The sequence below is a fragment of the Methylobacterium sp. AC433 genome (assembly GCF_979253015.1).
In genome coordinates this window covers 37,990-59,204 of record NZ_CEEDBN010000006.1, presented here as the reverse complement: position 1 = coordinate 59,204, position 21,215 = coordinate 37,990, and the positions used below count along the sequence as shown (strand labels likewise).

Annotated in this window: 21 protein-coding genes and 1 tRNA gene; 10 read left to right on the top strand and 12 right to left on the bottom strand. The window is 69.0% G+C overall.

What is annotated here, in order from left to right; all coding sequences use genetic code 11:
• Positions 1–315: 315 nt before the first annotated feature.
• The 5 genes from AC0IWM_RS11160 to AC0IWM_RS11140 all read right to left on the bottom strand — a co-directional run bounded on the left by AC0IWM_RS11160 (position 316) and on the right by AC0IWM_RS11140 (position 6,938).
• Positions 316–1,218, bottom strand: a complete 903-nt coding sequence (locus tag AC0IWM_RS11160; RefSeq protein ID WP_471754953.1) for an amino acid ABC transporter substrate-binding protein — start codon at positions 1,216–1,218, stop codon at positions 316–318.
• A 60-nt stretch (positions 1,219–1,278) separates the two neighbouring features.
• Entirely contained in the window at positions 1,279–2,556 is a 1,278-nt protein-coding gene (locus AC0IWM_RS11155) for a dicarboxylate/amino acid:cation symporter (protein ID WP_471754951.1), read from the bottom strand.
• Between the two features lie 227 nt (positions 2,557–2,783).
• Positions 2,784–3,401 carry a bifunctional 4-hydroxy-2-oxoglutarate aldolase/2-dehydro-3-deoxy-phosphogluconate aldolase gene (gene eda / locus AC0IWM_RS11150; protein WP_471754949.1) on the bottom strand — a complete coding sequence of 206 codons (618 nt, stop codon included), beginning with the start codon at positions 3,399–3,401 and terminating at the stop codon, positions 2,784–2,786.
• Between the two features lie 32 nt (positions 3,402–3,433).
• On the bottom strand, positions 3,434–5,257 hold the full coding sequence (edd, locus tag AC0IWM_RS11145; protein WP_471754947.1) for a phosphogluconate dehydratase: 1,824 nt from the start codon (positions 5,255–5,257) through the stop codon (positions 3,434–3,436).
• A gap of 202 nt (positions 5,258–5,459) precedes the next feature.
• The gene (locus AC0IWM_RS11140) at positions 5,460–6,938 is read right to left on the bottom strand and encodes a SulP family inorganic anion transporter (protein ID WP_471754945.1); all 1,479 of its coding nucleotides are present in this window, start codon (positions 6,936–6,938) and stop codon (positions 5,460–5,462) included.
• A gap of 319 nt (positions 6,939–7,257) precedes the next feature.
• On the opposite strand from AC0IWM_RS11140, the gene AC0IWM_RS11135 reads away from it, so the two are divergent.
• Positions 7,258–8,508 (top strand): GGDEF domain-containing protein, encoded by a 1,251-nt coding sequence (locus tag AC0IWM_RS11135; RefSeq protein WP_471754943.1) that lies wholly within the window; start codon positions 7,258–7,260, stop codon positions 8,506–8,508.
• A gap of 45 nt (positions 8,509–8,553) precedes the next feature.
• Here the strand turns inward: AC0IWM_RS11135 and AC0IWM_RS11130 are convergent, their stop codons facing one another.
• Both AC0IWM_RS11130 and AC0IWM_RS11125 read right to left on the bottom strand, forming a co-directional pair.
• The gene (locus tag AC0IWM_RS11130) at positions 8,554–9,186 is read right to left on the bottom strand and encodes a L,D-transpeptidase (protein WP_471754941.1); all 633 of its coding nucleotides are present in this window, start codon (positions 9,184–9,186) and stop codon (positions 8,554–8,556) included.
• Between the two features lie 97 nt (positions 9,187–9,283).
• Positions 9,284–9,721 carry a globin family protein gene (locus AC0IWM_RS11125; protein ID WP_471754939.1) on the bottom strand — a complete coding sequence of 146 codons (438 nt, stop codon included), beginning with the start codon at positions 9,719–9,721 and terminating at the stop codon, positions 9,284–9,286.
• Between the two features lie 291 nt (positions 9,722–10,012).
• On the opposite strand from AC0IWM_RS11125, the gene AC0IWM_RS11120 reads away from it, so the two are divergent.
• From AC0IWM_RS11120 to AC0IWM_RS11110, 3 genes are all read left to right on the top strand, one after another.
• The gene (locus AC0IWM_RS11120; RefSeq protein WP_471754937.1) at positions 10,013–10,423 is read left to right on the top strand and encodes a hypothetical protein; all 411 of its coding nucleotides are present in this window, start codon (positions 10,013–10,015) and stop codon (positions 10,421–10,423) included.
• 154 nt (positions 10,424–10,577) lie between these two features.
• Positions 10,578–10,787 (top strand): hypothetical protein, encoded by a 210-nt coding sequence (locus AC0IWM_RS11115; protein WP_471754935.1) that lies wholly within the window; start codon positions 10,578–10,580, stop codon positions 10,785–10,787.
• Positions 10,788–10,920: 133 nt separating this feature from the next.
• On the top strand, positions 10,921–11,790 hold the full coding sequence (locus tag AC0IWM_RS11110) for a DUF4336 domain-containing protein (RefSeq protein ID WP_471754933.1): 870 nt from the start codon (positions 10,921–10,923) through the stop codon (positions 11,788–11,790).
• A gap of 32 nt (positions 11,791–11,822) precedes the next feature.
• On the opposite strand, the gene AC0IWM_RS11105 is transcribed toward AC0IWM_RS11110, so the two are convergent.
• From AC0IWM_RS11105 to AC0IWM_RS11095, 3 genes are all read right to left on the bottom strand, one after another.
• Positions 11,823–11,908, bottom strand: a tRNA-Leu gene (locus AC0IWM_RS11105).
• 37 nt (positions 11,909–11,945) lie between these two features.
• Positions 11,946–13,130, bottom strand: coding sequence for an FAD-dependent monooxygenase (locus AC0IWM_RS11100; protein ID WP_471754931.1), 1,185 nt, complete (start codon positions 13,128–13,130; stop codon positions 11,946–11,948).
• Positions 13,131–13,147: 17 nt separating this feature from the next.
• Complete coding sequence (locus tag AC0IWM_RS11095) at positions 13,148–13,402, bottom strand: zinc-finger domain-containing protein (protein ID WP_056467385.1); 255 nt, start codon at positions 13,400–13,402, stop codon at positions 13,148–13,150.
• Between the two features lie 196 nt (positions 13,403–13,598).
• Here AC0IWM_RS11095 and map point away from each other — a divergent pair, with 196 nt between their 5' ends.
• The 6 genes from map to AC0IWM_RS11065 all read left to right on the top strand — a co-directional run bounded on the left by map (position 13,599) and on the right by AC0IWM_RS11065 (position 19,432).
• Positions 13,599–14,429 (top strand): type I methionyl aminopeptidase, encoded by an 831-nt coding sequence (gene map, locus AC0IWM_RS11090; RefSeq protein ID WP_471754929.1) that lies wholly within the window; start codon positions 13,599–13,601, stop codon positions 14,427–14,429.
• A 10-nt stretch (positions 14,430–14,439) separates the two neighbouring features.
• Entirely contained in the window at positions 14,440–15,168 is a 729-nt protein-coding gene (gene radC, locus AC0IWM_RS11085) for a RadC family protein (protein ID WP_471754927.1), read from the top strand.
• Positions 15,169–15,270: 102 nt separating this feature from the next.
• Entirely contained in the window at positions 15,271–16,710 is a 1,440-nt protein-coding gene (locus AC0IWM_RS11080; protein ID WP_471754925.1) for a circularly permuted type 2 ATP-grasp protein, read from the top strand.
• Positions 16,711–16,838: 128 nt separating this feature from the next.
• Positions 16,839–17,783, top strand: a complete 945-nt coding sequence (locus tag AC0IWM_RS11075) for an alpha-E domain-containing protein (protein WP_056467374.1) — start codon at positions 16,839–16,841, stop codon at positions 17,781–17,783.
• Between the two features lie 37 nt (positions 17,784–17,820).
• Entirely contained in the window at positions 17,821–18,648 is an 828-nt protein-coding gene (locus AC0IWM_RS11070) for a transglutaminase family protein (protein WP_056467372.1), read from the top strand.
• Between the two features lie 31 nt (positions 18,649–18,679).
• The gene (locus AC0IWM_RS11065; RefSeq protein WP_056467368.1) at positions 18,680–19,432 is read left to right on the top strand and encodes a proteasome-type protease; all 753 of its coding nucleotides are present in this window, start codon (positions 18,680–18,682) and stop codon (positions 19,430–19,432) included.
• On the opposite strand, the gene AC0IWM_RS11060 is transcribed toward AC0IWM_RS11065, so the two are convergent.
• Together AC0IWM_RS11060 and AC0IWM_RS11055 are read right to left on the bottom strand one after the other, a co-directional pair.
• On the bottom strand, positions 19,433–20,506 hold the full coding sequence (locus AC0IWM_RS11060) for an NAD(P)H-dependent flavin oxidoreductase (protein ID WP_471754923.1): 1,074 nt from the start codon (positions 20,504–20,506) through the stop codon (positions 19,433–19,435).
• Between the two features lie 15 nt (positions 20,507–20,521).
• The gene (locus AC0IWM_RS11055) at positions 20,522–21,181 is read right to left on the bottom strand and encodes a thiamine phosphate synthase (RefSeq protein WP_471754921.1); all 660 of its coding nucleotides are present in this window, start codon (positions 21,179–21,181) and stop codon (positions 20,522–20,524) included.
• Positions 21,182–21,215: the final 34 nt, after the last annotated feature.

Sequence of the window (21,215 nt, the reverse complement as noted above, 5' to 3'; positions counted from 1 at the left end):
GCCGGCGTGGCGTCGGGCAACCGGGCCGAAGTGCCCCGATGTCGCGGCAAGTCTCAGGAAATACGGAATAATCTGTAATCTATGACACATCGCAGCCCCGTATGAGGCCGTTGATCTCGACCGGCGCTGGTCATGATTGCGGCAGGCCGAGGCGCATCGGTACCCAAAGGGCTGGGCAGGCGCGCAGGGGATCACCGAACCCGATCCGCGTTTCTCCACTGCCTGTCCGAGCCACCGAATCGACGAATCCATTCCACGGCGGATTTGGATCGACCCCGCGAGGCGGACCCGTTCATCGTCCGTCCGACGCCATCGTCAATCCTGGAGGCCGATCACCTGGAAGTTGGTGTGAAGCTCGTCCGACATCGGCACGTTGAGGCGAATACCGGTGGGCAGGCGCTTGAGGAACCAGCGCTCGTAGATCCAGCGCAGTTCACGGGATTCGGCGAGGCGCTGGAAGGTCGCGGTCACGAGGCCGGCGAGCTGCGGGTCGTCCTTGCGGAACATCAGCCCGTAGGGTTCGAACGACAGCTTGTCGGGGAGCACGGTGTAGGCCGAGCCATCCGGGCCGGCAGCGGCGATCAGGCCGTAGAGCAGGACATCGTCGAGGCCGAGGGCGTCGGCGCGCCCATCCCGGACCATGGCGAATGATTCGGCGTGGTCATGGCCGGTGACGATTGTAGCGGGAATGCTCAGACGAGCGAAGAGGGCGCGCAGGGCGCCCTCGTTGGTGGTCCCGGCGGTGACCGCCACCGTCCGCCCGGCCAGATCGCGGAACGAAGCGACCGGAGCGCCGCGCTTCACCAGCAGCTTGGTGGCGCTGAAATAGGTGACGGGCGAGAAGCCCACCAGCTTTCGCCGCTCGGCATTGGCCGTGGTCGATCCGCATTCCAGGTCGATCCGGCCGGACGTGACAGCCTCGATCCGCGTCTCCGAGGTGACGGGCTCGTACCGAACCTTCAGGTCGTTGCGCCCCAGCTCCTTGCCGATGTCGTCGACGACTTCCAGGCAGAGGTCGACGGCGTAGCCGACCGGCTGGCCGGCGGAGTCCTTGAACGAGAACGGCAGGGAGCTCTCGCGAAAGCCGAGGCGCACGGTGCCTGTCTCGCTGATGGTCTTCAGCGTACCGGCGAGCACGTCGATCGCCCGAGCCGAGCCCGCGCCGGCCATGAGGCCGATTCCCGCCAGTATCCCGATGATGACGCGACGTGCTGGCATGTGCGACCTCGACACGAACCTGAACCCCGGACTGCCGCCGCCGCGCGACGCGCGCGATCGCTACTCCGCCGGCTCCGGCAGGGGGCTGACGTCGCGGTCCAGGCGCTGGTCGGACAGCGTCAGCTGCCCCTCCCACTTGGCCACGGCCACGGTGGCCACGCTGTTGCCGAGCACGTTGGTGGCCGAGCGTCCCATGTCGAGGAACTGGTCGATGCCGATGATGAGGAGCAGGCCCGCTTCCGGGATATGGAAGGTGGTCAGCGTCGCCGAGATCACCACCAGGGAGGCGCGCGGCACGCCGGCCATGCCCTTCGAGGTCACCATCAGGAGCAGGAGCATCGTGAGCTGCTGGCCAAGGGTCAGGGGAATGTTGTAGGCCTGGGCGATGAACATCACCGCGAAGGTGCAGTACATCATCGACCCGTCGAGATTGAACGAATAGCCCATCGGCAGCACGAACGAGGTGATCTTGTTCGGGACTCCGAAGCGCTCGAGGTTGGTCAGGGTCTTCGGATAGGCCGCCTCGCTCGATGCGGTGGAGAAGGCCAGCAGGAACGGCTCCTTGATGAGGTCGAGGAGGCGCTTCATCGCCGATCCGACAAGCAGGAATCCGACGAAGGCGAGCAGGCACCAGAGCAGGGCCAGGCTGAAGTAGAATTCCAGCATGAACTTGCCGTAGGTGACGAGTACACCGATGCCCTGGGTGGTGATGGTGGCCGCGATGGCCGCGAACACGGCGATCGGCGCGAAGCCCATGACGTAGCCGGTGATCTTGAGCATCACGTCGGCGAGGCCCTCGATGCCCTGTGCGAGCAGCTTGCCCTTCTCGCCGAGCGCGGCCAGGGCCACGCCGAAGAAGATCGAGAACACCACGATCTGCAGGATCTCGTTGTTGGCCATCGCCTCGACCGGGCTCTTCGGCACGAGGTGGGTGACGAACTCCTTCAGGGACAGCGAAGCGGCCTTGAGGTTCGTGGTGGCGCCGGCATCGGGCAGCGGCAGGTTCAGGTTGTCGCCGGGCCGGAGGATGTTGACCATCACGAGGCCGAGCAGCAGCGAGCAGAGCGAGGCGCCGACGAACCACAGCATCGCCTTGCCGCCGACGCGGCCGACCGAGGCGGTGTCACCCATGTGGGCGATGCCGACGACGAGGGTTGAGAAGACAAGCGGGGCGATGATCATCTTGATCAGGCGCAGGAAGACGTCGCTGATCAGCGCGATGTATCCGGAGATCTCCTTCGAGGTCTGCGGATCCGGCCAGGTGATGTTGCAGAGATAGCCGACGGCGATCCCGAGCAGCATGCCGATGAAGATGTACGTGGTGAGCCTGGACTGCATCGCTTCCCCCACCGCCGCACTCGACGACGCCCCGCACCGGGAACCAGGAGCCTGGTTCCATCGCACGGGTACTGCACGAGGCATGCCAGCCTTGGGATCACGATGCCGGCCAGAGGATTAAGTCCCGGACCGGAACGTGCCCTTCCGGGCGCTCGTCAGGGGAGGCTAGCCTTTTTCCGGCCACAATCAAGCAGGGCCTTCGAGGGCGTCGATCCGCGTGAGGTTCCTCAGGCCGCTCGCAGGCGGGTGGCGGCCTCGGCCGAGCGCCGGATCAGATCGGTCTCGGGCGCCCCCGGCGGGACGACCCAGCTTCCGCCGACGCAGAGCACCGGCTTCAGGGCGAGCCAATCCGGCGCGGTCGCCTCCGAGATGCCGCCGGTCGGACAGAATCGAACCTGGCCGAAGGGACCGGCGAGCGCCTTCAGCGCCTTGATGCCGCCGGCGGCCTCGGCGGGAAAGAACTTGAATCGGTCGAGGCCATGGTCGAGGCCGCGCATGATGTCGGCCGCATTCGCGACGCCCGGCAGGTAGGGCACCCCGCGTGCGAGGACGGCGCGGGTCAGGGGATCGGTCAGGCCGGGGCTCACGATGAAGCGCGCGCCCGCCTCCAGGGCGGCATCGAGGTCGCGCGCGTTCAGCACCGTACCGGCGCCGACCACGGCCCCGTCGACCCGGGACATGGCGCGGATGACGTCCAGGGCCGCCGGCGTGCGCAGGGTGACCTCCAGGGCGGTCAGCCCGCCCGCCACCAGGGCGCGGGCGATCGGTTCGGCGTGAGCCACGTCCTCCACCACCAGCACCGGGATGACGGGAACGGAGCGCATCAGGGCGTCGATGGTGGTCATGGGCAGCGTCCTTGGCAGCGGAGGCGGTGGGATCAGAGTCCGGCGGCGGCGAGCATGGCGGAGGCACCCTGCTCCGCCCCGTCGGCGCCGTGGCGCATGAAGGCGAAGAGTTCGCGCCCGGTGCCGAGGGCCGGCGGCGGCGCGGTGGCCTCCGCCCTGGCTTCCCACTCGGCCGGATCGACGAGGGCCTCCAGGGAACCGTCCTCCGCGCTGAGGCGCACCACGTCGCCGTCGCGGATCCGGGCAAGGGGACCGCCGCCGAGGGCTTCGGGGCTGAGATGGATCGCCGCCGGCACCTTGCCGGAGGCGCCCGACATCCGCCCATCGGTGACCAGGGCGACGCGGAAGCCGCGGTCCTGCAGCACGCCGAGTTGCGGAGTGAGCTTGTGCAACTCGGGCATGCCGTTGGCCCGTGGCCCCTGGAAGCGCACCACCACCACGACGTCGCGTTCCAGCTCGCCCGCCTTGAAGGCCGCCATGACGTCGTCCTGGTCGTCGAAGACGCGCGCCGGCGCCTGGATCGTCCAGCGCGCGGGATCGACGGCGCTGGTCTTGAAGGTGGCCCGGCCGAGATTGCCCTTCACCAGCCGCATGCCGCCATCGGGCTGGAAGGCATTGGCGGGACTGCGCAGGATGGTCTCGTCGTGCGAGCGCTCGGGCGCATCCTCGAAGACGAGTTCGTCATCGATGAGCTTCGGGTCGCGGGCGTGGTCGCGCAGGCGCGTGCCGGCCACCGTGAGGATGTCGTCGTGCAGCAGCCCGGCATCGATCAGGCTGGCGATGACGTAGGACATCCCGCCGGCCGCATGGAAGTGGTTCACGTCACCCGAGCCGTTCGGATAGACCTTGGCGACCTGCGGCACCACCGCCGAGAGCCGGTCGAAATCCGCCCAATCCAGGACGATGCCGGCGGCCCGCGCGATGGCGGGCAGGTGGATCGCGTGGTTGGTCGAGCCACCCGTGGCCAGCAGGCCGACCACCGCGTTCACGATCGCCTTCTCGTCGATGCATCGGCCGAGGGGTCGGTAGTCGTTGCCGTTGGCGCTGATCTCGGAGAGGCGGTGGACTGCCGCGCGCGTGACGGCCTGGCGCAGCTTCGTGCCCGGGTTGATGAAGGAGGCGCCGGGCATGTGCACGCCCATCACATCCATCATCATCTGGTTCGAATTGGCGGTGCCGTAGAACGTGCAGGTGCCGGCACCGTGATAGGAGGCCGATTCGCTCTCGAGCAGCTCGTCGCGGCCGACCTTGCCCTCGGCATAGAGCTGGCGGATGCGCTGCTTCTCCTTGTTGGCCAGCCCCGAGGGCATCGGTCCGGCCGGGATCAGGATCATCGGCAGGTGGCCGAAGCGCAGCGCGCCGATGAGCAGGCCCGGAACGATCTTGTCGCAGATGCCGAGCAAAGCCGCGCCGTCGAACATGCCGTGACTGAGCGCCACAGCGGTCGAGAGCGCGATGGTGTCGCGCGAGAAGAGCGACAGTTCCATGCCGCGCTGACCCTGGGTGACGCCGTCGCACATGGCCGGCACGCCGCCGGCCACCTGCGCGGTGGCGCCGACCTCCCGCGCGAACAGCTTCATCTGCTCGGGGTAGCGGCCATAGGGCTGATGCGCCGAGAGCATGTCGTTGTAGGCGGTGACGATGGCCATGTTCATCGCCCGGCCGGACTTGATGACCGCCTTGTCCTCGCCCGAGGCCGCGAAGCCGTGGGCGAGGTTGCCGCAATTGAGCATCGGGCGGTGGACGCCCGAGTCCCGCTCCCGCGCGATCAGGTCGAGATAGGCCTTCCGGGTCGGTCCGGAGCGTTCGATCACGCGCGCCGTGACGGCGGCGATTTCCGGGTGAAGCGCGCTCATGGCCAATCTCTCCTCGCGTCCAGGCGAAGCCCGCTCCCGACTTGCGCCGGGTGCGGCGGGTCCCGCCAGCAACAACCTACCGCGCCAGCGCGACAGCGGCGCGATGGCGTGGGCCTGATCTCGATCCCGGCCACCCGCCGTCAATGGCGACTGGGCGCCGTCCTGGTCCGCCTCCGCTGCAGGTCGCGGGCCAGCCTACGCCTCAGTGACCGCCGGCCGCCAGGGCCGCACCGGGTTTGTGATGGGTGCCGAGGCGTTCCACCATCGTGGCCGTGGCATCGTTCATGCCGACGATCTCGACCCCGATGCCGTGGCGGCGAAATTTCAGAACCACCCGATCCAGGGCGTTGACGGCGGTGATGTCCCAGAAATGGGCGGCCGTCAGGTCGACGACGATCCCCGTCAGGCCGGCCTCCCGAAAGTCGAAGGCGCCGTGGAAGGCCTCAGCCGTGGCGAAGAAGATCTGGCCGGTGACGCGGTAGGTCCTCACCGTGCCGCTCCGCTCCGAGGCCACCGAAAAGTAGCGCGTGACCTTGTGGGCGAAGAACAGGCCGCTGAGCACCACGCCGAACAGGACGCCCTTGGCGAGATCGTGGGTCGCCACCACCACGGCGACGGTCCCGACCATGACGAGGCTTGAGCTCTTCGGATGCGTCACTAGGGTCTTGAGCGATCCCCATTGGAAGGTGTTGATCGAGACCATGATCATCACCGCCACCAGCGCCGCCATGGGGATCTGCGCCACGTACGGCCCGAGAACCACGATCAGGAAGAGCAGGAAGGCGCCGGCCCAGAGCGTCGAGAGCCGGCCGCGACCGCCGGAGGAGACGTTGATCACCGACTGGCCGATCATGGCGCAGCCTGCCATCCCGCCGAACAGGCCGGCGCCGATATTGGCGAGGCCCTGACCGGCACATTCCCGGTTCTTGTCCGAGCCGGTATCGGTCATCTCATCGAGGATCGCCGCGGTCATCAGGCTCTCCAGCAGGCCGACCATGGTCAGCGTCAGTGCGTAGGGCAGGATGATCCGCAGAGTCTCCCAGGTGAGCGGTACCTGCGGCAGGGCGAAGACCGGGAGTTCGGTGGGGAGAGCACCCATGTCGCCGACCTTGTGGATCGGCAGGCCCACGGCCATCGAGAAAGCGGTCAGGACCAGGATGGTGATGAGCGGCGATGGCACCGCCCTGGTGAGGTAGGGGAGTCCGTAGATCAGCCCGAGGCCGACGGCCGTCATGAGGTAGACGGTGGTCCCCTGACCGATCAGTTCGGGCATCTGTGCAAGGAAGATCAGGATCGCCAGGGCGTTGACGAAGCCAGTGACCACGGAGCGCGATACGAAACGCATCAGATTGCCGAGCCGGAGGGCGCCGGCCGCGATCTGCAGGAGCCCGGTCAGGATCGTCGCGGCGAAGAGATGGCCGAGGCCGTGTTCCTTGACGAGGCTCACCATCACCAGGGCCATCGCCCCGGTGGCGGCGGAGATCATCGCCGGTCGACCACCCGCGAAGGCGGTGATCACCGCGATACAGAACGAAGCGTAGAGGCCGACCTTCGGATCGACCCCTGCGATGAGCGAGAAGGCGATGGCCTCCGGAATCAGGGCCAGGGCGACCACGGTGCCGGCCAGGATCTCGCGCGTGATATCGGGAGCCCACTGGCTCCGCAGGTTCGTCGGGGACATGGGTGACAGACATCCAATCGTCCCCGCGCAGGTTGGGCGGCGGGGAATCGAGCGGGAATCCCGGCACCTGTGCGGACCGGGCATGACGGAGTCTCGAGGAACAGACGGGCGTCGGGGAGAGCGGCGTCTACGGCGGCGTGGGCCGGGCGTACAATCTGGCTCGATCCTTCAACATGGACCGGGTCTTAGCAGGATTGTGCGATGATGCAATGGAAGGCGCCGGCAAGACGGGACTGGCCGCCTCGTGGACGCTGCAACCGTTTACGCGCCTGCAAGCAGAGCTGGCATAAAGTCCCAGGGTCGTCGGTGAACCGAGCCTATGCCAGAATCCACTCCCAGCCTGATCGAGGCGGCCCGCCAGAGGCCGTGGTATCGCCTGCGCCTGCCGATGGACCTCGAATCGCAGTTTGCGGAGACGACCCGCTGGTCCCGGGCCACCTACATCCAGTCGTGGCTCATGGTCTTCATCGTCTTCAACGTGATCTCGTTGAAGATGGATTTCGATCAGTTTGGCCCCGATCGCTTCGCGGCTCCGGCCTTCCTCACCCTGGGTGTGTTCCTGCCGTCCGGTCTGCTGGCGATCCTGGCGCTGCACGGCCTCACCAGCGCCCGGCGGCAGGCCGGGATCGTGGCGGGCATTGCGCTGCTCGACATGGCCATCGTCCTGAACAGCGCCCGGATCGCACCCGCCGCTCACGCGGATACCTATCTCATCCTCGCGGTGATCGTACCGATGGCAGTGGGCATGATCGCGCCCCTGTCGTTCCGGCACAGCCTCGTCCTCTGCGGGAGCGCTTTCGGCCTCTATGCGACCTACGTCGTCGGCTTCGTTCTGCCGCGAAGCGAGGCGACGGGCCTGCCGCTGCTGATCGCCGGCCTCACCCTCGTGCCGATCAAGCTCGCCTATTCACGCGAATGGACCTGCAAGGAAGCCTTCCTGCTCACCCTGGAGAAGACGGCCCGCGACGTGGATCTCGCTGCCGCCAATGCGCGCCTGACGATCCTGTCCGAGACCGACAGTCTCACCGGATTGCGCAACAGGCGAAGTGCCACTGCGCGCCTGCAGACGGGCTGGGCCGAGGCCTCCCACGAGGGCGGCTGGGTGATGCTCGCCCTCATCGACATCGACGCCTTCAAGCGCCTGAACGATACGGCCGGTCATCCGGCGGGCGACCGCTGCCTGAGGCAAGTCGCGCAGGCCCTCGAGGCGGAAGCGGCCCTCCACGGCGCTCAGCTGGCACGTTACGGCGGAGAGGAGTTCATCCTCTTCCTGTCCGGCGTCGAGCCGGTGCGGGCGACCGCGATCTGTGAGAGCCTTCGGCGGGCAATCGAGCGCCTCGCGCATCCGCATCCGGGATTGGCGGACGGCGCCTGCATCACGGTGAGCATCGGCGTTGCGGCGGCGCATGGCAGCCTCGGCGCCCTCGGCATCGGCGCCGCCGATCTTTTGAAGGCGGCCGACGACGCCCTGTATTGCGCCAAGCGCGGCGGCCGAAATCGTGTCGAGTCCGCACGCCTCTCCCCGGCATCTGCCAACTCCGATCTGGGTCCGGCCAGCGCGCTCGGGTGACGATAGGGTCTCCGCGGCAGGTCCGCGGCGCGGCCCCGGATGGGGTCAGTCGAGACCGTCGCTGACGAAGTCGGCGTCGCCGTAGCCGGCCGGATCGCGCACATCATAGACGGGAGCCCGGCGCTGAACCGGCCGCGCGACGGCCACCGGCCGGTAGGCGCGCCCATAGGGCTCGCGCCCCATCTGCATCCCGGCCGACATCACGCCATCGTCCTCGCCACGGCGGCGTCGCGAAGCCATGACCGTGCTGCCGTCGATCACGACGCGCGTCCTGCCCATACCCTGCGCCTTGACGAGACTGAACAGGGTCGCGGCGTTCTTCGGTGCGAGCCGAACGCAGCCATGCGAGGCCGCGCTGCCGAGGCGCCGGGTGTGGTTCGTGCCGTGGATGGCGTGGCCCTGGCCGGTGAAGAAGATCGCGTTCGGCATCGGCGCATCGTCGAATTCACGCGAGAAATGCGTGCGCTCCATCCGGAACGGGCGATGGTTCCCGCTCGGCGTGTCATAGCCGTCGACGCCCGTCGAGACCGGCCAGTCGTAGCGCGTCTGCCCATCGATCGTGACGGTCATGCGCTGGGCGTCCTTGTCGACGGCGATCAGGATGTCCGCCCAGACGGGGCAGGCCAGAATCGTCGCCAGGGCAAGTCCGGAGAGGACGGACGTCAGACGGAAGCGCATCGTATCCCTTTGACGGAACGGACCAAATTCGAACGCCTACGCTTGTGACGCGCGTTGGTTCCACCCGAGCGGATGGCTGGACTGCGCAGACCCTGGATCAGGCACCCGGAGCGGCCTCAGGGCGCCGGACCTCCGCGGCGGCCGCCTTCATCACGCGCGCGACCAAGCCGTAGGTTTCCACCCAGGCTTCACGGACCTCGGGCGTGAAGTCCTGACCCAGCCCCTGCTCAAGGGTCCAGAGCAGGGCGGAGCCCACCGGCTCGTAATGGGCGGCCTGGGTGCCGAAGGAGACATGCTGGCGACCCAGGGTCTGCAGGGCCGGAACCACCATGTCGGGCTTGTGGAGATTGGTCACCGCGAGCCCGAGCATCGTCATCAGCTTCTTTTTCTGCTCGCGCATGTCTTCGGGAAACATCGACCGGACCTCGGGCGCGATCTCGAACAGGCGCCCGTAGAACAGGTCGGCCGCCGTATCGGCGATCGGCCGCACCTTGGCGAAACTGTCCTGGACGAGGGAGACTTGATCCGGGGTCATGCGGGACTCTGTATGGGAGGAACGGGCGCGCCGGGGCGCTCACACCCGTTGTTGCGCCGGCCGAAGCATCTCTCAAGGAAAAACGGCCGCGTCCAGCAGGAAGGCCGTCACCTCAGGTTCTTGCGTCCGAAGCCGTACCGACTTCGCGAAGCTGAACGGATCCTGCCAACAAGCTTCAGCATGGGTGCAGCGCCGCCCTGCCAATCTGTTCTTCGACAGCCGGAACATCACCGACTGGGCCACCGAGACCGGGCAGGATGCCGGCCTCCTCGACGAATCAGGGGATTGGCGATGACGAAATTGGCAGCACTGACAGCCGCTGCACTGGTGGCTCTGGGCACGTTCGGACCACCCGCGGCGCAGGCCCGCGGCAATGGCGGCGCGATCGCGGCCGGCGTCATCGGTGGCCTGGCGGCGGGAGCCCTCCTCGGCGCCGCGGTCTCCGAGGCGCACGCCGCCCCTGGATACGGATACGGCTACGGACGGCCCGCGCCGGCCTATGGATACGAGGAGGAAGCCCCGGCGGTGCGCTATCGGCCGGCGCCCGTCATGCACAGCTACGAATACGACGAGGCTCCGGGCTACCGCAGCCCGCGCATCGCCCGGGCCTACGACGACGACTTCGGCCATTACGGCTATCGTCGGGCCGGGTATGGCTACCGGAGGGATTGCGACCGGCCGCACTGGCGCGGCGGCTGGTAAGGGGATCGCTGCGCGAGGCCGCACGGGAAATCCGACGGCCTCGCCGCCCATCAATGGATCGGGCCGCCGCAACCGTCATCACCGGGCCGCGTTGCCTTGGTTCGCGGATAGATACGCTATCCGTCAGCGAACGGCGCCGTAGCCGACCGATGAGATGGACCTCGAATACCCTTCCTTGTGCTTTCCGCGTCCCGACACCTGTAATCGAAGTCCGTTTCGGATCGGAGTCGACCGCGCCCTGGCCCTCTCGTTCCCGCCTCCGGTCGGCGCCGATCTGCCGGACCGGATGGCCCTTGCCCTCGACGCCCTGATCTCGGCCCTGCCCTCCGACCGCGAGCCGGATGGCGGTTCAGGCCACCCTTGAGATCAGACGGCTCGGACATCCGGGGATCGACGCGGGGTGACTCTTCGCCGGCGTGATCGAGATCGAGCTTGGGACCCCTCGCTTTGGCGACGGCGTTCTCCGGTCAGATTTGGCAGATCCGGAGACCGGGACCTTGGCGCATGACCTCAGCTATCCGCCCCTGAATAACCCCAAGCCGGTTGCCGACGGTGTTTGGATCGTCGACGCGGCCCCCATCCACGCGGGCGGCATCCCGCTGCCCCTCCGGATGACGGTTCTCCGGCTCGCCGGCGGTGAGTTGCTGCTGCATTCGCCGGTGGCCCACCACCCCGAACTGCAGCGCGCCCTCGAAGGGCTGGGCCGCATCGGTCACCTCGTGGCACCGAGCATGGGCCACTGGATGTTCCTGAAGGATTGGCAGACGGCCTGCCCGAACGCGATCACCTGGGCGGTGCCGGGACTCGAGGACCGCGGACAGGTCCGGCGCTCGGGCGTGGAGATCGATGCCGAACTGACCGATACGCCACCCCGTGCCTGGGCGAACGAGATCGATCAGGTTCTGATCGCCGGTCCGGTGTTCAAGGAGGTCTGCCTCTATCACCGACCGAGCCGGACACTCCTGCTGACGGACCTCGTCATCAATCTGGAAGGGGATCTCCTGCCGGCCTTCGCGCGGCACCTCGCGCGCCTGCTCGGGATCGTCGCACCGGACGGCAAGGCGCCGCTCTACCTCCGGCTTCTCCTGCGCACGAACCATCGGGACACGCTCGAGGCGGCCCGGCGCCTCGTGGCCTTCGAGCCGGCCAGGGTCATCTTCGCCCATGGCCAATGGTTCGATCGCGACGCCGCGCGTGAGTTGCGACGCTCACTCGCCTGGATCCTCGGAGGACACTCCGCGGAGGGTCGGCGCGTTCGGTCGGGTGGAGCCGTCGGCCCGCAGGCCTCGAACGCGACGGCACTCGCCGGCTTGGCCGTCATCGGCGTAATCGGGCTGGTGGCCTATATTCGACGGGCACGGCGCTGAAGATCGATACCCGGACGCGACCGTCGCGGGAATGGTGCGGACGGCGGGACTCGAACCCGCACAGCCAAAGGCCGCAAGATTTTAAGTCTCGTGCGTCTACCGGTTTCGCCACGTCCGCATGCCGGGACCAGCGGTAGCGGGGCGGCCGTCGCAGATCAAGGCGTCCAGCCGTAGAGCCATGCGTAGCGCTGGTTCATGCCATCGGGACCGAGGCGGCGCATCATCACGTTGCGGATCACGCCGACGAACGGACCGGCGTGGTAGGTCCGGCCGTTGGCGCGAGCGGCCCGGCGGACCTGGCGGACCCGCTTCGCCCGAAGGGCGGCGTAGCGGGCCAGCGCCACGCCGGGTTCGGCGCCCTCGTCGGTCAGCACCTGGGCGAGGATCGCCGCGTCCTCGATCGCCAGGGCGGCGCCCTGGGCGAGGAACGGAAGGATGGGATGGGCGGCATCGCCGATCAGCGCGAGCCGGCCGCGCCCCATGGGACGGGCCGCACCGCGATCCTCCAGCGACCAGACCAGCCAGGAATCCGGCACGGCCAGGAGAGCGGCGAGGGGTGTGGCGGCATCGCGGAAGCGGGCGCGCAGCACGGCCGGCTCGCCGAGTTGTCCCCAGCCCTGGCTGCCCGTTCGCTCCGGGATCACCGCCACCACGTTGACGTGCTGACCGCCCCGGATCGGGTAATGCACCACGTGCCGTGCCGGCCCGAGCCAGAGGCCGGTGGCCTCCCCGTCGAGTTCCGGCGGCAGCGCCTCGCGCGGCACGATCGCCCGCCACGCCGCGGCGCGGCCGGAGCGCAGGTCCTGCCCGTCGAGGTGGCCCCGCAGGCGCGAGCGGACGCCGTCGGCCCCGACGACGAGATCGGCCGAGAAGAGCTCGGTCCGTGTCCCGGCGCCGCTCTCCAGGGTCAGGTCGATACCGTCCGGCCGCTCGGCCAGGGCGGTGACGTCGCGCCCGACGAGGAGCCTGATGCCGGGCCGGCCGCGCACCGCGTCGAGGAGCAGGGTCTGCAGGTCGGCCCGGTGGATGACGTAGTAGGGCGCACCGAAGCGCTCGCGGAGGCCGGCGCCGAGGGCGACGCCGCCGATGACCCCGCCGCTCCGCAGAGCGCGCACGACCACGGCCGGCGGCTCGCTGGCCGCGCGCCGCAGCGCCGCGCCGAGCCCGAGACCGATCAGCACCCGGCTCGCATTGGGCGAGAGCTGGATCCCGGCGCCGACCTCGCTGAATCCGGTGCGGCGCTCGATCAGGGTGACGGAATGGCCGGCGGCGTCGAGGGTGAGCGCGGCGGTTAGGCCGCCGATCCCCGCGCCGACGATGGCGATGTTCAGGGCCGGCACGGGGCCGCCGCGCCGACTCAGGCGGCGGCCGGGGTCCGGTCGTCCCAGACGCAGATCGCCGGGTCGGCGTTGCCGGCCGCTAGGGTCGGCCGGTAGCGGAACAGCGTCGAGCAGTACTGGCAGATGGTCTCGTCGTCCGTGCCCATGTCGAGGAAGATGTGCGGATGATCGAACGGGGGCTTGGCCCCGATACACATGAACTCCTTCGAACCGACGTGGATCACCGCCACGCCGGGCTCGTTGTGGAAATGCGGGACCGCTTTGTCAGCCATCGCCTCGTCCTGCCTGCCGGCCCGCCGAAGACGCGTCCTCGGGCGGGCATCCGTGTTGCCGGGGTCTGCCGGGAACCGTCTCTAGCCGCTCCCCCGGCTCAAGCCTAGTGCGGCGCGTGCCAAGGGTTGGCCTCACGCGCGCCTCACCGTACATAAGGTGCGACCCCGCCCCGGTGCCCTCCGCGAAACGCCCCCCATGACCCAGAACGAACAGGCCGTGTCCGAGAGCGGACGCCGCGCGCCCCAGCCGCCGATTCACGGACCGGATGCGTTCGAGGGCATGCGCAGGGCCGGCCGGCTGACGGCCGAGGCCCTCGACGTCCTGATGGAGGCGACCGCCCCGGGCGTCACCACCGAACATCTCGACAAGCTCGCCTACACCTTCGCGATGGATCACGGCGCCTATCCGGCCTCGCTGCTCTACCGCGGCTATCCGAAGTCGATCTGCACCTCGATCAACCACGTGGTCTGCCACGGCATCCCGAACGACAAGCCCCTGCGCGAGGGCGACATCGTCAACCTCGACATCTGCCTCATCGTGGATGGCTGGCACGGCGACTCGAGTCGGATGGCCTATGTCGGCGACGTTCCGCGCAAGGCGCAGCGCCTGTGCGAGATCACCCACGAGTGCCTGATGCGCGGCATCGCCGCGATCAGGCCGGGCGGCTCGACCACGGATATCGGGCGGGCGATCCAGACCTATGCAGAGGCGGAGCGCTGCTCCGTGGTGCGCGACTTCTGCGGGCACGGCCTCGGGCGCACCTATCACGATGCGCCCACCATCCTGCACTACGTCGAGCCGAGCTACGACGTGAAGTTCCAGCCCGGCCAGTTCTTCACCGTGGAGCCGATGATCAATCTCGGCCGTCCCGCCGTGAAGGTGCTGTCCGACGGCTGGACCGCGGTGACCCGGGACCGCTCGCTCTCGGCGCAGTTCGAGCACACCGTCGCGGTGACGGAGACGGGGGCGGAGATCTTCACCCTGTCGCCGAAGGGCCTGCACCAGCCTGCGCCCACCGCCGGCTGAACCGCCTCCCATGACCGCCCGGCCGCCGTCCGCTCCCGACCGTCCGGACGAGGCACCGAAGGAGGCGGAACCGCACTATCTCGGCCACCGCGACCGCCTGCGCGCCCGCTTCGCCCAGGGCGGAGCCGACGCCCTGCCGGACTATGAATTGCTCGAGCTCGCCCTGTTCCGGGCGATCCCGCGCCGCGACGTGAAGCCCCTCGCCAAGGCGCTGATCGGGCGCTTCGGCAGCTTTGCCGAGGTCCTGAGCGCCGAACCCGCGCGACTTGCTGAAATTGAAGGCATCGGTCCCGGGGTCATCGCCGACCTGAAGATCATCGAAGCGGCAGGGCACCGGCTGGCCCGCGGCGCCATAGCCGCACGCCCCCTGCTCTCCTCGTGGGGCGCCGTCCTCGAATATTGCCGCGCCACCATGGCCTTCGCCGCGCGCGAACAGTTCCGCGTGCTGTTCCTGGACCGTCGCAACCACCTCATCGCCGACGAGGTCCAGGGACGCGGCACCGTCGATCACACGCCGGTCTATCCCCGCGAGGTGGCGCGCCGGGCCCTCGAACTCTCGGCCACCGCGATCATCCTCGCCCACAACCATCCCTCCGGCGATCCGACGCCCTCGGCGGCCGACATCCGGATGACGCGCGAGATCGTGGGCGTGCTGGACCCCCTCGGCATCGTCATCCACGATCACATCATCCTGGGTCGCGAAGGACATGCGAGCTTCAAGGGCTTGAAGTTGATCTGAACGTGCTACCGTACACGCAAGGGCGGTGTGCGCAGGCGTCGATCTCCGGTCGCTGGCGCGCCTCTTGCCTAGACAAGAACGGTGTTCAAGGGGGAGACGCGAATGGCGCTCGCTGCATTCGACGAGATGACCGGGCTGCCCGACGGGGCGCTGAGCAACCCCGCCGTGCGCGAAGCCTACGACAGCCTCAAACACTGGCTCGACACCACGCCGCCCGAGCATTTCAACACCCGCCGCAGCCAGGCCGAGATGCTGTTCCGGCGCATCGGCATCACCTTCGCGGTGTACGGGGCGAACGAATCCACCGAGCGCCTGATCCCGTTCGACATCATTCCCCGCGTCATCACCAAGCCCGAATGGGGCTTCCTCGAACGGGGCCTGAAGCAGCGCGTTACCGCCATCAACGCGTTCCTGAAGGACATCTACGGGGCGCAGGAATGCATCAAGGCCGGCGTGATCCCGGCCGACCTCGTCTACCGCAACCCGCATTACCGCATGGAGATGCGCGCCTTCCGGGTGCCGCACGACCTCTACGTCCACATCGCCGGCATCGACATCGTGCGCACGGGCGAGAACGACTTCTTCGTGCTGGAGGACAACGCCCGGACACCATCCGGCGTCTCCTACATGCTGGAGAACCGCGAGGTGATGCTGCGACTCTTCCCCGAACTGTTCTCCCGCCACCGCGTGGCTCCGGTCGAGAACTATCCGGACGCCCTGCTGGCGACCCTGCGCAGCCTCGCGCCGTCGACCGCCACCCGCGACCCCACCGTCGCCCTGCTCACGCCCGGCCGCTACAACTCGGCCTTCTACGAGCACTCGTTCCTGGCCGACAAGCTCGGCGTCGACCTCGTCGAGGCTTCGGACCTCTTCACCAAGGACGACGTCGTCTACATGCGCACGACCGAGGGCCCGCGCCGGGTCGACGTGCTGTACCGCCGCCTCGACGACGACTTCCTAGATCCGCTGGTCTTCCGCCCGGATTCGGTGCTCGGGGTCCCCGGCATCATGAACGCCTACGAGCGCGGAACCGTGACCTTGGCCAACGCGGTCGGCACCGGCATCGCCGACGACAAGGCGGTCTACAGCTACATGCCGGAAATCGTGAAGTTCTTCACCGGCGAGGAGCCGATCCTGCACAACGTGCCGACCTATCGCTGCCGCGAGAAGGATGCCTTCGCCTACGTGATGGACAATCTCGGCGACCTCGTCGTGAAGGAGGTCAACGGTTCGGGCGGCTACGGCATGCTGGTGGGTCCGCACGCCACCAAGCGCGAGATCGAGGAGTTCGGGCGCAAGCTCAGGCACGCCCCGGACGGCTTCATCGCCCAGCCGACCCTGGCGCTCTCGACCTGCCCCACCTTCGTCGCCTCAGGCGTCGCGCCCCGGCACGTCGACCTGCGCCCCTTCGTCCTGTGCGGCTCCGACGAGATCCGGATCGTCCCCGGCGGCCTCACCCGGGTCGCCCTGAAGGAAGGGTCCCTGGTCGTCAATTCGAGCCAGGGCGGCGGGACCAAGGACACCTGGGTCCTCGACGCCTGAGATCGCGCAGGGCATCCGGCCCGGCCTTTCGCGCCGGATGCCTTTCCAAGCCCGTGCCGCCTCCGGCATAGTCCTTTCAGCCCTGCGGCCTGCGTTCCCGACGCTGGTCGACGTCCCGATGGAACCCCATGCTGTCCCGGACCGCCGACAACCTGTACTGGCTCTCGCGCTACGCCGAGCGGGCGGAGTTCGTCGCCCGCATCCTCGATGCCGCCCTGCGGCTGGCCGCCCTGCCGTCGAGCTACGGCGGTGGCGAGACCAACGAGTGGGCCTCCGCCCTGGCCTCGGCGGGTGATCCGGAGGTGTTCAAGCCCCTCTATGACAGCGTCACGGAAGCCACCGTCTGCGACTTCCTCGCCTTCAGCCCGCACAATCCGTCCTCGATCCGCTCCTGCATCGAGACCGCCCGCGAGAACGCCCGCAGCGTGCGCACGGCGCTCACCACCGAGATGTGGGACGCCATCAACGGCGCGTGGCTCGAGCTGCGCAACTACGAGGGGCGCGACCTCAACCGCGACGAGTTCACCCGCTTCCTCGATTGGGTGAAGGGAGTCTCCCTCGCCTTCGACGGCTCGGCCTACCGGACGATGCTGCGCAACGACGCCTACTGGTTCACCCGGCTGGGCACCGCCATCGAGCGGGCGGACAACACCGCGCGCATCCTCGACGTGAAGTACCGCATCCTGCTGCCGGCCTCGGAGAAGATCGGCGGCAGCCTCGACTACTTCCAGTGGACCACGATCCTGCGCGAGGTCTCGGCCTTCAACGCCTATCACTGGGTCTACCGCGAGAGCGTGAAGCCCCTCCTCGTGGCCGACCTGCTCATCCTGAACCGGCAGATGCCGCGTTCCTTCACCAATTGCTACGGCATGCTGGTGGAGCATCTCGACCTGATCGCCGACGCCTATGGGCGGCGCGGCGCGAGCCAGCGCCTGGCCAGCAACACCCTGGCCCGCCTGGAGGGCGAGAACATCAACCGCATCTTCTCCTCCGGCCTGCACGAGTTCGTGACGGAGTTCATCGTCGAGAACAATCGCCTCGGCGCAGCGGTCATCGAGCAATATCTGGTATAGGGCCGGCCCCGGCCCGACGCCGCGCAAAGGTCGCCGCATGCGAATCCGCGTCTTCCACGAGACCAACTACACCTACGAGCAGCCCGCCCGCGGGCTGATCCAGGTCCTGCGCCTGCGTCCGCGCGACCATGACGGGCAGTATGTCCGGCGCTGGCGCATCGAGCCCTCCGTCGACGGCCGCGTGAGCGAGCGCGAGGACGGCTTCGGCAACGTGGTGCACTGGTTCACGGCGGACGAGCCGGCCGAGGCGCTGTCGATCCGCGTCACCGGCGAGGTCGACACCCTGGAGATGCATGGCATCGTGCGCGGCACCATCGAGCGCCTGCCCGACGTGTTCTACCTGCGGGACTCGGACCTCGCCCTGGCCAACGACGCCATCCAGGCCTTCGCGCAGGAGGTCGCCGCCGCCGGCGATCCGGCCCCCCTGCCCTGCCTGCACCGGCTCCTGGCCGCCGTGCACGAGCGGGTCGCCTTCGTCCCAGGTCCAGCCAGCGCCAGCACCAACGCGGCCCAGGCCTTCGCTCAGGAGAAGGGCGTCTGCCAGGACGTCACCCACCTCTTCATCGCGGCAGCGCGCCACCTCGAGATTCCCACGCGCTACGTGTCCGGCTACTACCACCATACCGACCGGGACGCGGACCAGGGCTCGGGCCATGCCTGGGCGGAAGCCCTGGTGCCGGGCCTCGGCTGGATCGGCTTCGACGCAGCCCACGGCATCGCCACCACGGAGGCGCATATCCGCGTGGCCGTCGCCCTCGACTATCTCGGGGCGGCACCGATCCGTGGCAGCCGCATGGGCGGCGGGACAGAAACACTCGACGTGACGCTCCGCGTCGAGCAGGCACAGGCTTCCGTCCAGTCCTGATCGCGGACGGACGTGCGAGAAAGACCGCACCATGACCTACTGCGTCGGTGTCCTCGTCGAGGAGGGGCTGGTGATGATCGCCGACACCCGGACCAATGCCGGGCTCGACGACATCTCGACCTACCGCAAGCTGCACCACTTCAACGTCCCGGGCGAGCGCGTGATGATGCTGGCCTCCGCCGGCAACCTGTCGATCACCCAGTCGGTGCTCAGCCTGCTGGCCGAGGGGGTCGAGGGCGATGCCGGCGAGCCGAAGATGAAGCTCGTCGAGGCGCCGACGATGTTCCAGGCGGCGCAGCTCGTCGGCCGCGCGATCCGCCGCGTCCGTGAGATCGAGAAGGCCGGGTTCGAGGCGGCCAATCTCAGATTCTCGGTCTCGCTGCTGTTCGGCGGCCAGATCGGCACCGATCCGATGAAGCTCTACCTGATCTACTCGGCGGGCAACTTCATCGAGTGCAGCGGCGATGCGCCCTTCCTGCAGATCGGCGAGCACAAGTACGGCAAGCCGATCCTCGACCGGGCGGTGAAGTACGAGACCGACCTCTACGACGCCCTGAAGGTCGGCCTCGTCTCGATGGATTCGACGATGCGGTCGAACCTCGGCGTCGGCCTGCCCATCGACATCGCGGTCGCCCGCCGCAACGCCCTCGACCTCGAGGTGAACCACCGGATCGAAGCCGGCGAGAGCTACTTCCACGACCTGCGCGAGCGCTGGTCGGCGGCCCTGCGCGCGGCCCACCGGGCAATCCCCCGGCCGCCCTACGGCCCGGCGACCGCGAAGTGATCAGCGCCTCGGGCCGCCCAGGAGCCTGAGCGCACCCTCCGCGAGCGCGAGGGTCAGGCTATCCGCATCCGTCTCACGGGCGAGCGGCGCCCCCTGCCCGGCCCAGAGAGGCGAGAAGTCGCCCGAACCGCGCCGCTCGGCCTCGATCCGAAGGGGCTGGAGGCCGATGGCGGCGGTGGGGAAGACCGGCGCATCGGCCCGCAACGGGCCGAGTTCGCGGATGACGCGATTCACGAGGCCCCGGGCGGGCTTGCCCGTCAGCACGTTGGTAATGGTCGTGTCCTCGTCGCGCGCCCGGCGCAGGGCCTCGCGGTGCGGCAGCGAGAGGCCGGCCTCGGTGCAGCGGAGATAGGCTGTCCCCAGTTGGACGGCCGAGGCGCCGAGCATGAAGGCGGCGGCGATGCCGCGCGCATCGGCGATGCCCCCGGCCGCGATGACGGGCACGTCCACCGCGTCGACCACCTGGGGCACCAGCGCCATCGTGCCGACCTGCGTCGCGGGATCGCTGCCGAGGAACAGGCCGCGATGCCCGCCCGCCTCGGCTCCCTGCGCGATGATCGCGTCGACCCCGCGCTCGGCGAGCCAGCGCGCTTCCCGCACGGTGGTGGCGGAGGAGAGAACGAGGCAGCCGAGCGCCCGGACGCGGTCGAGGAGCGAAGCCTCCGGCAGGCCGAAATGGAAGCTCACCACCGCCGGCCGGACCTCGGCGACGACCGCGAGCATCGCCGAATCGAAGGGCGCCCGCTGCGCCATGGTGATCGGCGCCGCCGGATCCAGGCCGAACTCAGCGTAATAGGGCGCGAGGCGGCTGCGCCAGGCGGCGTCGCGCACCGCATCCGGCGTTTCCGGCACGTGGCAGAAGAAGTTGAGGTTGAACGGGGCATCCGTCCTGGCCCGGATCGCCGCGGCCTCGCTGCGCACGGCATCCGGATTCATCGCCGCGCAGGCCAGGGAGCCGAGGCCGCCCGCCGCGCTCACGCTGGCGGCGAGCGCCGGCTTGGGTCCGATCATCGGCGCCTGGATGATCGGGTGCCGCACCGGCACGCGTTCGAGGAAACGGTTCTGGCCCCACATGTGCCGGCTCCCTGTTCATCTCCGCTCGCCGGATCCCGCAGCGAGGCGGGCCAGATAGGCGCGCGCCGCGGCCGTCGGATCCGGGGGGCGCATCAGCGCGCCCATCACCGCGACGCCGGCGGCACCGGCGGAACGGCAGGCCTCCACGCGATCGACCGTGATGCCCCCGAGGGCGATCACCGGCATGCCGAATCCGGTCGCGATCCGGATCGCTTCCGGCCCGAGGGCCGGACCGTAGCCCGGCTTGCTCGGGGTGGGAAAGATGGGGCTGAGGGTGGCGTAGTCTGCACCGGCACGCGCCGCCATCGCGACCTCGTCCGGCGCATGCGCCGACACTCCGATCCAGCCGTCCGGCAGGCGCCGACGGGCCTCGGCGAGTTCAGCCGCATTCGTTCCGCCGGGCAGATGGACGCCGTCGGCGCCGAGCTCGGCGGCGAGCGCCACATCGGCGCCGATCGTCAGCGCGCCGCCTTCGGCCTTCACCAGGCGAACGACGTCACGGGCCAGCGCGCGCCGCGCCTCCGGCGCGAGGTCCCGCTCGCGAAACCAGATCCAGCGGGCGCCGGCCCGCAGGAGGCGCGCGAGGGTGTCGTGGAGGTGCCGGGCGGCGACGTCCGGCAAGTCGGTCGCGGACCTGTCGGTCACCACCAGTAGCCGCGACGGCAGCTCGCTCATCGCAGCGTGCCGGCGGGAGCGGGCGCGCCGGCCG

What these genes read in the sequence shown, in the direction of transcription:
- AC0IWM_RS11130 (WP_471754941.1), bottom strand. Translation starts at nt 9,186, where the DNA reads ATGCGCTTCCGTCTGACGTCCGTCCTCTCCGGACTTGCCCTGGCGACG.
- AC0IWM_RS11055 (WP_471754921.1), bottom strand. Translation starts at nt 21,181, where the DNA reads ATGAGCGAGCTGCCGTCGCGGCTACTGGTGGTGACCGACAGGTCCGCG.
- map (WP_471754929.1), top strand. Translation starts at nt 13,599, where the DNA reads ATGACCCAGAACGAACAGGCCGTGTCCGAGAGCGGACGCCGCGCGCCC.
- edd (WP_471754947.1), bottom strand. Translation starts at nt 5,257, where the DNA reads ATGAGCGCGCTTCACCCGGAAATCGCCGCCGTCACGGCGCGCGTGATC.
- AC0IWM_RS11160 (WP_471754953.1), bottom strand. Translation starts at nt 1,218, where the DNA reads ATGCCAGCACGTCGCGTCATCATCGGGATACTGGCGGGAATCGGCCTC.
- AC0IWM_RS11070 (WP_056467372.1), top strand. Translation starts at nt 17,821, where the DNA reads ATGCGAATCCGCGTCTTCCACGAGACCAACTACACCTACGAGCAGCCC.
- AC0IWM_RS11075 (WP_056467374.1), top strand. Translation starts at nt 16,839, where the DNA reads ATGCTGTCCCGGACCGCCGACAACCTGTACTGGCTCTCGCGCTACGCC.
- AC0IWM_RS11080 (WP_471754925.1), top strand. Translation starts at nt 15,271, where the DNA reads ATGGCGCTCGCTGCATTCGACGAGATGACCGGGCTGCCCGACGGGGCG.
- eda (WP_471754949.1), bottom strand. Translation starts at nt 3,401, where the DNA reads ATGACCACCATCGACGCCCTGATGCGCTCCGTTCCCGTCATCCCGGTG.
- AC0IWM_RS11140 (WP_471754945.1), bottom strand. Translation starts at nt 6,938, where the DNA reads ATGTCCCCGACGAACCTGCGGAGCCAGTGGGCTCCCGATATCACGCGC.
- AC0IWM_RS11065 (WP_056467368.1), top strand. Translation starts at nt 18,680, where the DNA reads ATGACCTACTGCGTCGGTGTCCTCGTCGAGGAGGGGCTGGTGATGATC.
- AC0IWM_RS11115 (WP_471754935.1), top strand. Translation starts at nt 10,578, where the DNA reads ATGGACCTCGAATACCCTTCCTTGTGCTTTCCGCGTCCCGACACCTGT.
- AC0IWM_RS11155 (WP_471754951.1), bottom strand. Translation starts at nt 2,556, where the DNA reads ATGCAGTCCAGGCTCACCACGTACATCTTCATCGGCATGCTGCTCGGG.
- AC0IWM_RS11125 (WP_471754939.1), bottom strand. Translation starts at nt 9,721, where the DNA reads ATGACCCCGGATCAAGTCTCCCTCGTCCAGGACAGTTTCGCCAAGGTG.
- AC0IWM_RS11060 (WP_471754923.1), bottom strand. Translation starts at nt 20,506, where the DNA reads ATGTGGGGCCAGAACCGTTTCCTCGAACGCGTGCCGGTGCGGCACCCG.
- radC (WP_471754927.1), top strand. Translation starts at nt 14,440, where the DNA reads ATGACCGCCCGGCCGCCGTCCGCTCCCGACCGTCCGGACGAGGCACCG.
- AC0IWM_RS11135 (WP_471754943.1), top strand. Translation starts at nt 7,258, where the DNA reads ATGCCAGAATCCACTCCCAGCCTGATCGAGGCGGCCCGCCAGAGGCCG.
- AC0IWM_RS11095 (WP_056467385.1), bottom strand. Translation starts at nt 13,402, where the DNA reads ATGGCTGACAAAGCGGTCCCGCATTTCCACAACGAGCCCGGCGTGGCG.
- AC0IWM_RS11120 (WP_471754937.1), top strand. Translation starts at nt 10,013, where the DNA reads ATGACGAAATTGGCAGCACTGACAGCCGCTGCACTGGTGGCTCTGGGC.